Origin of the sequence: Massilia pinisoli, from assembly GCF_024753285.1 — a bacterium.
GTDB classification, from domain to species: domain Bacteria; phylum Pseudomonadota; class Gammaproteobacteria; order Burkholderiales; family Burkholderiaceae_D; genus Telluria; species Telluria pinisoli.
In genome coordinates this window covers 70,190-83,021 of sequence record NZ_JANUGW010000029.1, presented here as the reverse complement: position 1 = coordinate 83,021, position 12,832 = coordinate 70,190, and the positions used below count along the sequence as shown (strand labels likewise).

At 65.1% G+C, this 12,832-nt stretch carries 12 protein-coding genes; 8 read left to right on the top strand and 4 right to left on the bottom strand.

Features of this window, described 5'->3' with window-relative positions; translation table 11 throughout:
• The 4 genes from NX784_RS26645 to NX784_RS26630 form a co-directional block, all read left to right on the top strand.
• Positions 1–363, top strand: a 363-nt coding sequence (locus NX784_RS26645) for a hypothetical protein (RefSeq protein WP_258819701.1), incomplete at its 5' end; no start/stop codon positions are given.
• 80 nt (positions 364–443) lie between these two features.
• Positions 444–836 carry a hypothetical protein gene (locus tag NX784_RS26640; RefSeq protein ID WP_258819700.1) on the top strand — a complete coding sequence of 131 codons (393 nt, stop codon included), beginning with the start codon at positions 444–446 and terminating at the stop codon, positions 834–836.
• A 562-nt stretch (positions 837–1,398) separates the two neighbouring features.
• Positions 1,399–2,415: an ankyrin repeat domain-containing protein gene (locus tag NX784_RS26635; protein WP_258819699.1), complete on the top strand. Its 1,017-nt coding sequence runs from the start codon at positions 1,399–1,401 to the stop codon at positions 2,413–2,415.
• Between the two features lie 489 nt (positions 2,416–2,904).
• Positions 2,905–3,633, top strand: coding sequence for a sterol desaturase family protein (locus NX784_RS26630; RefSeq protein WP_258819698.1), 729 nt, complete (start codon positions 2,905–2,907; stop codon positions 3,631–3,633).
• A gap of 7 nt (positions 3,634–3,640) precedes the next feature.
• Here the strand turns inward: NX784_RS26630 and NX784_RS26625 are convergent, their stop codons facing one another.
• Positions 3,641–4,387, bottom strand: coding sequence for an SDR family oxidoreductase (locus tag NX784_RS26625; RefSeq protein WP_258819697.1), 747 nt, complete (start codon positions 4,385–4,387; stop codon positions 3,641–3,643).
• A gap of 109 nt (positions 4,388–4,496) precedes the next feature.
• On the opposite strand from NX784_RS26625, the gene NX784_RS26620 reads away from it, so the two are divergent.
• The 4 genes from NX784_RS26620 (at position 4,497) to NX784_RS26605 (ending at position 9,284) form a co-directional block, all read left to right on the top strand.
• Positions 4,497–5,420: a LysR family transcriptional regulator gene (locus tag NX784_RS26620; RefSeq protein ID WP_258819696.1), complete on the top strand. Its 924-nt coding sequence runs from the start codon at positions 4,497–4,499 to the stop codon at positions 5,418–5,420.
• 95 nt (positions 5,421–5,515) lie between these two features.
• Positions 5,516–7,219, top strand: coding sequence for an alkaline phosphatase family protein (locus NX784_RS26615; protein ID WP_258819695.1), 1,704 nt, complete (start codon positions 5,516–5,518; stop codon positions 7,217–7,219).
• Positions 7,220–7,293: 74 nt separating this feature from the next.
• Positions 7,294–8,745, top strand: coding sequence for a Ppx/GppA phosphatase family protein (locus NX784_RS26610; protein ID WP_258819694.1), 1,452 nt, complete (start codon positions 7,294–7,296; stop codon positions 8,743–8,745).
• An 86-nt stretch (positions 8,746–8,831) separates the two neighbouring features.
• Positions 8,832–9,284, top strand: a complete 453-nt coding sequence (locus NX784_RS26605; RefSeq protein ID WP_258819693.1) for a nuclear transport factor 2 family protein — start codon at positions 8,832–8,834, stop codon at positions 9,282–9,284.
• A gap of 56 nt (positions 9,285–9,340) precedes the next feature.
• Here NX784_RS26605 and NX784_RS26600 read toward each other — a convergent pair whose 3' ends face one another.
• From NX784_RS26600 to NX784_RS26590, 3 genes are all read right to left on the bottom strand, one after another.
• Positions 9,341–10,126, bottom strand: a complete 786-nt coding sequence (locus tag NX784_RS26600) for a hypothetical protein (RefSeq protein ID WP_258819692.1) — start codon at positions 10,124–10,126, stop codon at positions 9,341–9,343.
• 7 nt (positions 10,127–10,133) lie between these two features.
• Positions 10,134–11,129 carry a hypothetical protein gene (locus NX784_RS26595; RefSeq protein ID WP_258819691.1) on the bottom strand — a complete coding sequence of 332 codons (996 nt, stop codon included), beginning with the start codon at positions 11,127–11,129 and terminating at the stop codon, positions 10,134–10,136.
• 214 nt (positions 11,130–11,343) lie between these two features.
• Positions 11,344–12,372, bottom strand: a complete 1,029-nt coding sequence (locus NX784_RS26590; protein ID WP_258819690.1) for a hypothetical protein — start codon at positions 12,370–12,372, stop codon at positions 11,344–11,346.
• Positions 12,373–12,832 lie beyond the last annotated feature (460 nt).

The window sequence follows — 12,832 nt, the reverse complement described above, 5'->3', positions numbered from 1 at the left end:
ACCTATGTTTTTACACAGCCTGGGCCACGAGCGGTCGTTGGTTTTGTTCGTGTCGAAGGAGATAGGGACGTGGGCGTTTCTAAACGCAAGCGGTACGGCATCATGCTAGCGATGGTTTGCTCAACTGCCGTCATTCTGTCCCTAATCTGGAATGTGCCGTATCTGTACACGGCGATAGGTTTCGCCGTTTGGGCTTTCGCAGGGCACCTAATCACGATCGATGATGATGTTCCAGGCGGCTGGAGCAATCCAGATGGCAGTATTCCATTCCCTTGGGCGGAACTAGCGATCAAAGGGGCGGTCTTGCTTGCCTTTCTCGGGCTAGCTCTCTTAATTCCCGCCCTTCGGACGCTCGGTGCATGACGAAAAAAGCTCGAGGGCCGCTTCAGGTCGGTTCCTGCCTGTCGTGACAGTCTGAGAGTTTGTCGGCTCGGCAACATGCTATGCTGGCTCGACTGGCCCAGACCGGCCAAGAGCGGACCTATCCGAACCACTTGCAACATTCCCAGCGCATTCCTATGAAGCTCATAGACGCAATCTTCATGTCGCCGCACATGCCAGATGACTTTGTCATATGTGCTCGAGAACCGTTTCACCAGGGTAGCGAAGCAGTGATCGTTCAGTTCGGAGAGAACTTTTCGATTCCGCCGGAGGTGACGCATCAGGGCTATACATATTTTCTTGAGACAGACGGCGTGACAGAATTGCTCGAGATGATTAGCCAAAAGCGCAGTTCTAGAGAAACAAAGGCTGATTTTGTCTGCTACTACGCTTCGTGGGATGCGTATCCTGCCTTTTACAACGATCTCGAAGACGTAGCTGCTCCGAGTCGATGACCGGTTTGGGTCGATTCCGGCCGGTCGTAGCCGTCAATGACTTTTCTCGCTTTGCGGGATGCTGTGCTGGCCCAACGGCAGGGTTTTGACTAGAAACGGCCCTTAATATGAAAATATCGAAAAAAAAGCATACAGTGGCAACGGCCTACTTAATAGTCGTGCTGCTAGCAGCCAGCTGGGCACTTTATGTTGACGCGACGCTGCTTCACTCTCAGCGAGAGCATCTGTTACCGGATATCGTCCTTGCAGTAATAACTCTACCCTCGTCCTATTCTCTTAGCCTTCTATTCGAAATTTGGCCAGACTTCTTCTCGCTGCCGTTCGCTCAGGTCGGCTACATGATCCTCTGCGGTTTGGCTCATTGTGCACGCGAACTGAGCAGTAAGTCGAGTATGGTCGACAGGTCCTTGGCGCAGTCGCAGAAGCCCGGAGCAGTACACAATATGTTCTTGATACTGTCCTGGGCAGGAACTAACGGAAAGAAAACATGATGAGACGCATGCGCGGTTGGGGAGTATGGTTGCTGGTTGCAGGGGGATGCTTAGCCGGTACGACGCGCGCCATGGACGTGCCCGCCGGCTGGGACCTTACATTTGCAGCGCAGCGGGCAGACGCTCCGCCAATCCGGCAGGGTTGGAACGATACTTTCAATCTATATAAAACGATCGACAAACGCGGCTGGCAAATACGCTTCTTCCTGCAGCAGGTGCCGCTCACCAGGCTGGATGAGGCCGTGTTCGTGCAACACGATCTAGGCACACGGTTTGGCCTGTTCATCGAAGGCGAGCACGCATGGCTGCTGCGCGACCGTGACTACTCATCCGTTGACATGCGCGCTGTGGAGGCCGGCGCGGCACGCAAGATCATCGAGCAATATGCGCGCCGTGATGGTCCGACGCGCCACGCCTCATACCAGGTCACGGAAAGTCGTGCTTGTTCCGCAGAAGTAGCGCATGCCGGGGTCAGCGTCTACGTGAGCGGCAAGGCGAAACAGTATTGGTTGTCGGGTGCCGATTTCTGCGAGATACATACCGAACTATTGGCGCCACTCAAACAAGTATTCTGCGGTGGACATTGCCACACGACCGAGATTGTCCCACTGTGGGCGGCCAAGCTGGAAGAGGATCTCAAGGCGCTGCCTGCCCTGGGAGAACCCGTGCCTGTTCCACCGCGGGGACGGAGCGCGATACTGCAGCAGGCTGACGAATTGCTGGCTACCGGCGGCACTAGCGAAGCCATGTGTCAGGCGGCAAATGAATTGCTGGATCTGCCGTCGCCCGATCGCACTGGTCGTGTGCGCGACTTCGAAAATCGGGACGAGGCCATCGACGCAGCAATGACCGCGTTGATGGGACGGGTGGATACGCGCTGCACGTACAAGACGGGTGCGTCGTTGTTGGGAATTCTGGTTCGGCGCAGTTCTGCTGTCGTGATCGAGGCCGCGTTGAAGGCCGGATTTCCCGTCAACGACGAGGAATCTCCCACGCCGCTCGACCTCGCCATTTTCGAAAATCGTCGGGATGTGCAAGAGATACTAAAGCGCGCCGGTGGTGTACGCTATACGACGCCTGGTAAATAATGAAGAGCCAATGACTCCTTCGACAGGCCGCTGTGGGGTAGCTGCGGACGTTCAGGTGGGTCTGCAATCGGCGCAGGCAGTGTAAAAACGCGAAATCACGACGTTTTCAGGGGGCTCCCACACCTGGTGAAAACGTCGTAGCGAGCATTTTGGAACACCCGGCCCTGCGGACGTCTCGTCAGGCCCGTGTTTTTATGCAGCCTCGGCCAGAATTGGACGTATGTTTATCAAGTCAAATCGATTACCGAAGTAATGGGCTGATCGCCATCAATAAATCGGCCCTACGTAGGGTGCGTCGCAGTTCTCGGGACTGCAACAATGCTCTTACCTGCGTGGCCTCCAGGGTGTGGCAGACGTTATTGTTCGTCCACAGACTGAAGTAGCACAATCGGCGACCGGCGGTAGCGCCGGCGCGGACCGCGCGACGCGGCGCTGGCGGCCGGCCGCGCGTGCCGCCAGGATGGGATTCCGACAACCCACGAGGATCCCATGCTGCCCACCATCTTCATCGTATTTTTCGCCTGTTTCCTGCTCGAACGCTTGATCCCAGGCTGGCGCTTGCCCCATGTGCGCACGTGGCCATTGCGCGTCCTTGCCATCAACGCCGTGCAGCTGTGCGTCGTGCTGCTGGCCGGCTTCACGTGGGAACGCTGGCTGTCCGGTACTTCGCTGTTCCACCTGTCGCAGCACCTCGGCCCCGCGGCCGGCGGCATGGTCGCATACTTCGTCGCCACGTTCGTGTTCTACTGGTGGCATCGGGCGCGCCACGAATCCGACCTGCTGTGGCGCCTGTTCCACCAGATCCACCACAGCCCGCAGCGCATCGAGGTGATCACGTCGTTCTACAAGCACCCCGTCGAGATGGTCGTCAACTCCATCATGGGCAGCCTGCTCGTCTACGCGATGCTGGGACTGTCGCCCGCCGCCGGCGCCGTCTATACGTTGTGCACGGCGCTCGGCGAATTCTTCTATCACACGAGCGTGCGCACGCCGCGCTGGATCGGCTGGTTCTTCCAGCGCCCGGAAATGCATCGCGTGCACCACCAGTACGGCCGCCATCGCAACAACTACGGCGACATCGTCTGGTGGGACTGGCTGTTCGGCACGTACGAGAACCCGGCCCGTTTCGACGCCACGTGCGGCTTCGACGCGGACAAGGAAGAACGCCTGGTCGCGATGCTCGCGTGGCGCGACGTGCACCGGACCGAAGAGCCGTGAGGCACGATCAAGCCGCGAAGCCACCGTCCACTGCCAGGTCGGCACCCGTCACGAAGCTTGCCTCGGGGCTCGCGAGCCACGCCACCATCGTTGCGATCTCGTCCGGTCGGCCGTGGCGCGGCAGGGCCATGTAGGCGTGCAGCGACTTGCCGAAGTCCGTGTCGGCCGGGTTCATGTCCGTGTCGACGGGGCCCGGCAGCACGTTGTTGACGGTGATGCCGCGCGGGCCCAGGTCGTGCGCGAGACCTTTTACCAGACCCGTCAGCGCCGACTTGCTCATCGCGTACACGGCGGCGCCGGCGAACGGCACCCGCAGCGCGTTCGTGCTGCCGATATTGATCACGCGCCCGCCGTCCGGCAGGTGGCGCACCGCGGCCTGCGTGGCCGCGAACACGGCGCGCAGGTTGACGGCGACCGTCTTGTCGAAATCGGCCAGCGCGAATTCCGTCACGTGCCCGCCGAGGAAGACGCCCGCGTTGTTGACGAGAATGTCCAGGCGCCCGAACTTCGCGGCGGCCGCATCGATGGCGGCCGTCAATGCGGACGTGTCCGCCACGTCGGCACGCAGCGCCAGTGCGCGGCCACCGACCGCTTCGATGCGTCCGGCCAGCGCTTGCGCGGCGTCTTCCGACGACCGGTACGTGAACGCGACGGCCGCGCCTGCGCGGGCGAGGCGTTCCACGATCGCCGCGCCGATGCCGCGCGAACCGCCGGTGACGAAAGCGACTTTTTGTTCGAGGTAGCTGGTTGCCATGATGTTCTCCATTCGGTTGGGGTGGTTGATGTGTGCAGTATCATTCCAACCGTCCGTTGAAACTAGCGGGTGCATAAGCATAAGACTTTCAACCAGGAGTTAAAGATCGATGAGCGACCCATTCGTGCACCTTGACGCCTTCATCCACAGCGCCGAGGACGGCGGCTTCTCCGCCGCGGCGCGCCGCCTCGGCCTCACGCCGGCCGGCGTCAGCAAGAACGTGGCGAGGCTCGAGGCGAACCTCGGCGTGCGGCTGTTCCGGCGCAGCACGCGCAAGCTCAGCCTGACGGAAGAGGGCGAGCAACTGCTGCGCGAAGTGGCGGAGCCGTGGCACCGCATCCAGGACGCGATGGCCGTCGTGCGCCAGGGCGCGAACCACGCCGCCGGGCCATTGAAAGTGGCGCTGGCGCCGGCGGTCGGGCGCATGCATTTCGTGCCGATGCTGGCTGCGTTCCGTGAACGCTATCCGGAAGTCCTGCCCGACCTGCACTTCGACAACCGCCAGGTCGACCTCATCGCCGAAGGCTTCGACGTCGCGATCGGCGGTGGCGTCGAATTGCCGCAAGGCGTCGTCGCGCGCGAGCTGACGCGGGTGCGCATCGTGCTCGCCGCGTCGCCGGCGTACCTCGCCCGGCGCGGCACGCCGGCGCATCCGGACGACCTGGCTGCGCACGACGGCATCGCGCGCCGTTCGATCCGCACGGGCCGCCTGCAGACACTGACGTTGCGCGACGACGCGGGCCGCGTCGCCCCGTACGATTGCCGCCCCGTCGCGGTGCTGGACGATCCGGAAGCGATGGCCCATGCGGCCGCGGCCGGACTCGGCATCGCGCTGCTGCCCGCGCCGCACGCGGGGCCGCTGCTGGCCGACGGGCGGCTCGTGCGGATCCTGCCGGACTGGTATGCGGAGACAGGCCCGCTGTTCCTCTACTATTCGAGCCGCCGGCTGCTGCCCGCGAAGACGCGTGTGTTCGTCGACTTCGTCGTCGAGCGTTTCCGCGAACAGGGACTGGCGGCGCACTTTTCTGGCTGAGCTTGGCGCCCGCGACCGTGTCATGGAACTGACATTTGGCCTTCATACAATGTACGATTGCCAATGACCAGCAACCCGACAGAAGGACGCACCGCATGCTACCCTCCCGGCTCACGACATCGCTGACCTTGATCGCGTGCGCAGCGCTGTGGCTGCCCGGCCCCGCGTGCAACGCTGCGGCCGCCAGACCGCCCGCCAGACCGCCCGCCAAGCCGGCCGCCGTCGCCGCGCAAGTGAAACCGCCGAAGCTGGTCGTCGTAATGGTGATCGACGGCCTGCCGTCCGAGCAGGTGCAGCGCTACCGCGACCAGTTCGGCCCCGGCGGCCTGCGCCGCCTGCTGGAGCAGGGCGCGTCGTTCACGGATGCGCACCAGGCCCACGGCATCACGGTGACCGCGGTCGGCCACTCCGCGGTGCTGACGGGCGCGTACCCTTACCGCCACGGCATCATCGGCAACAACTGGATCGCGGCGGACGGCCGCAACGTCTATTGCACCGAGGACACCCGCTACCACTACGTGGGCGAGCAGACGGACGAACACGACGGCACGTCGCCCGCGAACCTGCGCGTGGACACGCTCGGCGACCAGCTGCGCTACGCGACGGGCAACCGCAGCAAGGTCGTCACGGTGTCCGGCAAGGACCGCGGCGCCATCCTGCTGGCCGGGAAGACGGGCACCGCGTACATGTACATGGACAAAACCGGTGACTTCGCCACGAGCACCTATTACATGGACAGCTATCCGGCGTGGGCCGAGCGCTTCCGCGCCGCGAAGCCGCAGGACCGGTATTACGCCAAGTCGTGGACGCCGCTGCTGGCCGACAGCGCGTATGCCGACGACGCGCCTTATCCCGAGGGGACGACGACGAACACTAACCGCTTCCCGTTCACGTTCTACAGCGAGAGCGGCGCGCCGGCCGCCGATTACTACACAAGACTGAAGACGAGCCCGGCCATCGACGAGCTCACGCTGGAATTCGCCGAGGCCGCGGTCGACGGCGAGCACCTGGGCAGCAATCCGACCGGTGCCACGGACCTGCTCGGGGTGAGCCTGTCCGGCCACGATTACGTGAACCATGCGTACGGTCCGGAAAGCCGCATGTCGCACGACCACCTGCAGCAGGTCGACCGCCAGATCGCGACATTCTTCGCGTTCCTCGACAAGCGCGTGGGCATGGACAATGTGCTCGTCGTGCTGACGGCCGACCACGGCTTCGCCAACACGGCCGAGTTCGCGCGCGCGCAGCATGCGGACGCGCTGCGCGTGAATCCGAAGACGTTGCTGCAGCAACTGGACGCTGCGCTGGCCGCGCGTTTCGGCGGCGCCAAGCTCGTCAAGACGTCGCTATTGCCAGATGTCCGTCTCGACGATGCGGAGATCGAGCGCCGCGGCCTCGCGCGTGCCGACGTGGAGAATGCCGCCGCGCGCTTCCTGCTGGCGCAGCCGGGCATCTCCGAAGTGTTCACGCGCACGCAGCTGGAGCAGGGGGGCGCCGCGACGTCGCGCCTGGGCACGCTGATGCAACGGGCGTGGAACCGCACCCTGTCCGGCGACCTGCTCGTCGTGACGACGCCGTACACGATCTTCAGCAGCGGGAGCTCGGGCGCGAGCCATGGCACGCCGTGGCAGTACGACACGTCGGTGCCGCTGCTCGTGATGGGCCCGCGCTGGATTCGCCCCGGCGAACAGGCCGGCTACGCGGAAGTCGTCGACATCGCGCCGACCCTCGCCCAGATCCTGCACGTGCGCCGTCCGGCGGGCTCGGAAGGGCGCGTGCTGACGGAGGCGTTGCGTTGACGGCGCAGCAGGGAGACGCGGCGGGCCCGACGCCCGCTATACTGCGGTCAACGCCACTCGAATCCAGCCCAGCCATGTACGCAGCAGTCGACCTCGGCTCCAATTCCTTCCGCCTCCACATCGGCGAGCCGATCGCGGGCCAGATCCACATCGTGCGCACGGCGCGCGACCCGATCCGCCTCGCGGCCGGCCTCGGTCCGGACAACGCCTTGCGCGAGGACGCCGTGGAGACGGCGCTGCAGACGCTGCGCGACTTCAGCGCCATCCTGCGCCAGTACCGGCTCGCCGCGGTGCGTGTCGTCGCGACGAACACGATGCGCGTTGCCAGCAACGCGGACGCCGTGTTGCCGCGGATGGAAGAAGCGATCGGCTACCCCATCGAGATCATCTCCGGCGAGGAAGAAGGCCGGCTGATCTACATGGGCGTCGCGCGCGCGCTGGGGCGGAGAAGCGAACGGCGGCTCGTGATCGACATCGGCGGCGGCTCGACGGAAGTGATCGCGGCGCACGGCGACGACATCCACCTCGTCGAATCGTTCAGCATCGGCACGCACCCGCAGAGCGCCACGTATTTCCAGGGCGGCCACGTCAGCGCGGACGCGTTCGAGACGGCCGTCAACGCGGCGCGCGCCCGCGTCGAGGACCTTGCGGACCAGTACCGCCGGCACGGCTGGGACGCCGTCTACGGCTCGTCCGGCACGATGCGCGCGATCAACGAGGTCATCTCGCGCAACCGCCTCGGCGACGGCACGATGTCGCTGCCGAGCCTGTTCGCACTGCGCGACAAGCTCATCGAGTTGGGCCATGTCGATGCGTTCGACCTGCCCGGCGTGAAGCGCGAGCGCGTGATCGTGATGACGGGCGGTCTGTCGATTCTGATCGGCGTGATGCAAGAGCTGAGCGTGCCCGCCATGACGGCGATTAATGCCGGGTTGCGCCTCGGCGTGCTGTCCGACCTGGAACTGCGCGCGAACCGCCACGACCGCCGCGACCTCGCGATCCAGGACTGCATGCGCCGCTTCGGCGTCGACACCCAGCGCGCGACGCGCACGGCCGCGATCGCGAAAAAGCTGTTCGACAAGCTGGCGCCGCAGGACGACACGGTCGTGCACCACTTGCTGCGCAGCGCGATGCTGCACGAGGTGGGGCAGGCGATCTCGCACACGGGCGCGCACAAGCACGCATCGTACATCGTCGAGCACGCCGACCTGCCAGGCTTCACGGCGCGCGAGCTGCGCTTGATGAGCCTGATCGTGCTGGGCCAGAAGGGCAATCTGCGCAAGGTGCGCGAGGTGCTGGGCGTGCCCGACCTCGCCAAGGCCGTTCTGGCGCTGCGCCTGGCCGCCGTGTTCATGCACGCGCGTGTGGACGCGGACGTGGACGCCGTGCGCGTGCGCATGAAGGGCCGCATCGACGTCGAGACGCCGCGCGGCTGGCTGCGCCAGCACCCGACCGTGGCCGCTTGGTTCGAGAAGGAAGCGGCGGCCTGGAGCGACGTGGGGGTGCCGTTCAGCGTGACGACGTAATTCGTGCGCTTGCCTGGCCACCATTGCAATCCTCTTTTCGGAAGCGATACTGGAAGTCCTATCATCGGACTTTCAAGGAGAGGATCATGAACGAGCAAGGCAACATCAGCCTGCTCAAACAGGCGTACGACGCGTACGACAAGGGCGACATCCAGCGCCTGCTTGGGCTGTTTGCACAGGACATCGCGTGGGAGCTGCCGGACATCGAAGGTGTCCCGTTTTCCGGCAAGCGCCACGGCGTGGACCAGGTCGCCGATTTCTTCCGCGTGCTGGCCGACTGCCAGGAACCGCGCGAATTCAAGCCTGACCAGTTCATCGGCCAGGGTGACCAGGTGGTCGTGCTCGGGCACGGCACGTTCACCGTCAAGTCGACGGGCGCCGAGTACAGCAGCGACTGGTGCCACGTGTTCCGCGTCGCCGGCGGCAAGATCGCCAGCTTCAAGGAATACGACGATACCCACCGGGCCGCGCAGGCCTACCGACCGCAGGGCGCAGGCGCCGCTGCCGGCAAGACCGCCACGCGGCCGGCCGTCCATTAACCCGTCATCCATGGGAAACCGGGCATCGGCCCGTTTCCCATGCGCGCCGCTTCACTTCAGTACATGGCCGCGACCTCGAACGTCAACGCCTGCCGTGTGTGTTCCGGCTGCGTGATCGTGCCCCGGTACTGTCCGTCCGCCGTCAACGGGACGCTGCCGCTGCGCGGCACCCGTGCGTGGTCGAGGCGCGTGCGCAGTTCCAGCCACGGCGCCTGCGCGGGCCGCAGCGCGACACCCAGGCGCACGCCGCGCGCGCGGCCGCCATCGAAGCTTGCCGGATCGTACACGCCGGAAAAACCCACACGCATGTGCTCCGGCGTCGACCGGAACAGGCTCGCCTCGAGCGTCAGCGGACCCATGGCCGGACGCCACGTCTGCGCTGCGCCCGCGTACAGCCGGGTGGACCGGTAGGTTTCCTGCAGGCCCGCGGCGGATGCGGTGCCGGCGATGCCGCGCCGCCAGCGGTCCGCCTCGACCGACGCGAGCAGCGCCACGCCGCCCGCCAGCGCATAGGCTGCGCCGGCGTGGACGGACGCCAACGTCGTCGCCGTCGTGGACGAGGCAGGCACGCCGGCCTGCGTGCGGCCGGCGTAGTCGATGTCGCCCCGGTACCAGTTGGCGCCGCCGCGCCAGGTCAGCGGGCCCGCCGTGTACGCGGCCTGGAAAGCCACCCCCGGCAGCCAGCCGGACTCGCGGACGAGCCGGCGGCCCGCGACGTCGTATTCGGCGTTGACGGCGTGACGCAGGCCGGGGCCGGCGCCGACCTGCCATTGCGCATGGACCGGTGACGCGGCGAGCGCGCACAGTGCCGGGATCAGGCCGGCACGAAGAAAGTCACGCATGCCGCGCTCAGGCGCCCACGAAGCTGGTCCAGCTCACCGTGCTGGTCTGCGTGATCACACCGTCGCCCTTGGCGCTGTAGTCCAGGCGGACGCCGGTGGGCACGATGGTCGCGGTGACGGACGATGCGGCGCCGTTGACGATGAACGAGCCCGACGTCGGCACGTCGGACATCGTCGTGCTGACGAGCGGCTGCACGCTCTGCACCGTGTACGCGAACTGGCCGAGGCCGTTGGCATTGCCGGACACGGCGAAGTTGGCGGCGGCGGTCACTGTCGTACCGTGCTGGCCGCCCGTCAACGAGTAGCCCGTCAGCGTGCGGGTCGCCACCGTCGTACCGGCTTGCTGTTCCGTGACCTGCAGCGAGTTGCCGGAGATCGTCAGCGCGATGTCGGTCGCGCTCGTGGCCGTGAGCGCGATCTTCATGTCGCCGCCGAGGACTTCGTTCGTGCTGCCGGTCGCGACGTTGAGACCGCTGAAGCGCATGTCGAGGGTCACGGCACCGCTCGTGCCGTTGACCACGTCGCCGCTGACGCCCGAGATCGAGATCGACACGGCGCCGTTCATCGTGCTGCCGTCCTCGATGCAGTCTTTCGCAGTGACCGACATCGTGTCGCCGTTGCTCAGCGTGGTCTGGCTGTGCAGCGTCGCATCGATCGTCATGCTGCCGCCGCCGGTGCAGGCGTTCGACACGGTCACGCCGGTCAGCAGCTTGGCGCCGTTCTGGCTGACGGCTTGCTTGACGAGGTCGAGCATCGGCGTCACGACGCCGACGCCGGCGGGCGCGATGGTGACGCCGGTCACGGCGCCCGTCAGCGACGACGACTGACCGATCGCGTTGGTCGCCGCGTAGCCATTGCTGGCGGCCTTCGGCGCATTGGCGGCCGTGATGGTGGTCAGCGACGACGTCTGGACGGGCGTCGAGGCGGAACCGCTGCCGCCACCGCCACCGCCACCGCACGCGGACAGGGCAACGAGGCAACCGATGGCGGTCAGGGAATGCATGGATTTCATGTGAGTGTTCTTTCTCTCAAAGGGACGAAATGCGCTCGTTGGCGACGAGCGCTGGCGCGTTCTCCACCGGACAGGACGCGGCGCGTGTGCGACGGCCCGTCCGGCCGGAACGGTTAGACTTGTGTGTTTGATATTCTACACTGACAACGTTTCATTTGAGAACTATTTGTGCATCGCACAGGCGGCATGCGCGCTCAGGAGTCGCTCAGTAGTCACCAAGGAAGTCGTTCCAGGTCCGCGTCACAGTGCTCGTGATCGTTCCGTTCGCGTTGTCGCTGTGGTCCAGGCGGACACTGTCGGGGCTGACGGTCATGGTGACGGACGAACCTGCGCCGCTGACGACCAGGGCGCCCGACGTCGGTGTGACGGTCGCGGTGGTGGTGAACGGCGTCAGATTCCTGACCGTGTAGGCAAACTGGCCGAGGCGATTGGAATGGCCCGACAACGAGAAGTTGGCGGCCGAGGTCAACAGCGAACCCTCCTTGGAGCCGGTGACCGAGAACGAGGACAGCGTGCGCGTCGCAATCGTCGTGCCCGACTGTTGTATGGTTTGCTGGAGCGAAGTTCCCGTGGTCGTGAACGTGCTGCTGTTCAAACCCATCTTGCTGACGCTGACTTTCATGCCCCCGTCGACCACGGTGGTCACGCCGCCTTGCAGGCTGCTGTAATTGCCGAAGGCGACATCGAGCGTCATGGCCCCGCTGGTGGACTGGAAGAGATTGCCGGCGGCGTCCGTCACCTTGGCGGAAATGGTGCCGTTCTGGATCGTGCCGGACGCGCCGCAGTTGGTGGACGTGAACTTCCACGTGTCGCCGGCAGTCGGCGTAAGCGGGTCGTGCTGCGTCGCCTCGACCGCGATCGAGCCGCCCTCGGTGCAAGAATAGCTTCTGGTCACGCCGGTCAGCAGGCTCGCATCCTGCTGGCTGTACGCGCGCTTCAGCAGGTCGAAGACCGGCGCGATCAAGCCGGCGTCCACCGGCGCGATGCTCACGCCGTTCAACATGTCGGGCACCGCCGATGGCCAGGCGCTGACCAGGTGGCTGGCGCTGAAGCTGTTTTCGGCCGCCTTCGATGCATCGATGGAGGCGATCGCAGTGATCGTGGGCGCGGCAGCGGGCGCCGGCGTGGACGCCGCGGCGGAGCCGACGTCGCCACCACCGCCGCCACCGCCGCCACCACAAGCGGACAGGACGAATAGGCAGCCGATCGCGGCAAAAGTGTGTTTCGATTTCATCTGTGGTATCTCTCTCGGTTGGGGACAAGTCGGCGACGGGCATGGCGCATCGGGCGCCAATGTCCGCCGGGCACGGGAAGCATGTCGACGGGAGGGGTCCTCCGTCGAACATGTTGCCGTGCCTTGACACGGCACACGTATGGGCCCGCGTACGCGTCAGGAGGGCATGTGGTCGCCTTCCTGCGGCGGGATCGATGCGAATTGCTCAATATATATTTTATACTGACAACATTTCATTTTGGCATTATTTTTTTTATGCAACATTTTAACCTTGACTTAGCGAAAAACATTATCATTTCGCCATGAACCCATCGACCACCGCCAGACCTTCGACCCCTGCGTCGCCCGCTCCGCTCGACCTGGATCGCCACCCGCTGACCGGACGCCACGTCCGCCTCGAGCCGTACGCGGACGCGTTGCGCGACGCCCTACGCGCCGCTCTCGACTGCGATCCCGGCGC

Bases quoted from the DNA above. Each gene is read 5' to 3' on its own strand.
- NX784_RS26605 (WP_258819693.1), top strand. From the start codon at position 8,832: ATGAACGAGCAAGGCAACATCAGCCTGCTCAAACAGGCGTACGACGCG.
- NX784_RS26615 (WP_258819695.1), top strand. From the start codon at position 5,516: ATGCTACCCTCCCGGCTCACGACATCGCTGACCTTGATCGCGTGCGCA.
- NX784_RS26630 (WP_258819698.1), top strand. From the start codon at position 2,905: ATGCTGCCCACCATCTTCATCGTATTTTTCGCCTGTTTCCTGCTCGAA.
- NX784_RS26625 (WP_258819697.1), bottom strand. From the start codon at position 4,387: ATGGCAACCAGCTACCTCGAACAAAAAGTCGCTTTCGTCACCGGCGGT.
- NX784_RS26590 (WP_258819690.1), bottom strand. From the start codon at position 12,372: ATGAAATCGAAACACACTTTTGCCGCGATCGGCTGCCTATTCGTCCTG.
- NX784_RS26640 (WP_258819700.1), top strand. From the start codon at position 444: ATGCTGGCTCGACTGGCCCAGACCGGCCAAGAGCGGACCTATCCGAAC.
- NX784_RS26620 (WP_258819696.1), top strand. From the start codon at position 4,497: ATGAGCGACCCATTCGTGCACCTTGACGCCTTCATCCACAGCGCCGAG.
- NX784_RS26595 (WP_258819691.1), bottom strand. From the start codon at position 11,129: ATGCATTCCCTGACCGCCATCGGTTGCCTCGTTGCCCTGTCCGCGTGC.
- NX784_RS26635 (WP_258819699.1), top strand. From the start codon at position 1,399: ATGGACGTGCCCGCCGGCTGGGACCTTACATTTGCAGCGCAGCGGGCA.
- NX784_RS26600 (WP_258819692.1), bottom strand. From the start codon at position 10,126: ATGCGTGACTTTCTTCGTGCCGGCCTGATCCCGGCACTGTGCGCGCTC.
- NX784_RS26610 (WP_258819694.1), top strand. From the start codon at position 7,294: ATGTACGCAGCAGTCGACCTCGGCTCCAATTCCTTCCGCCTCCACATC.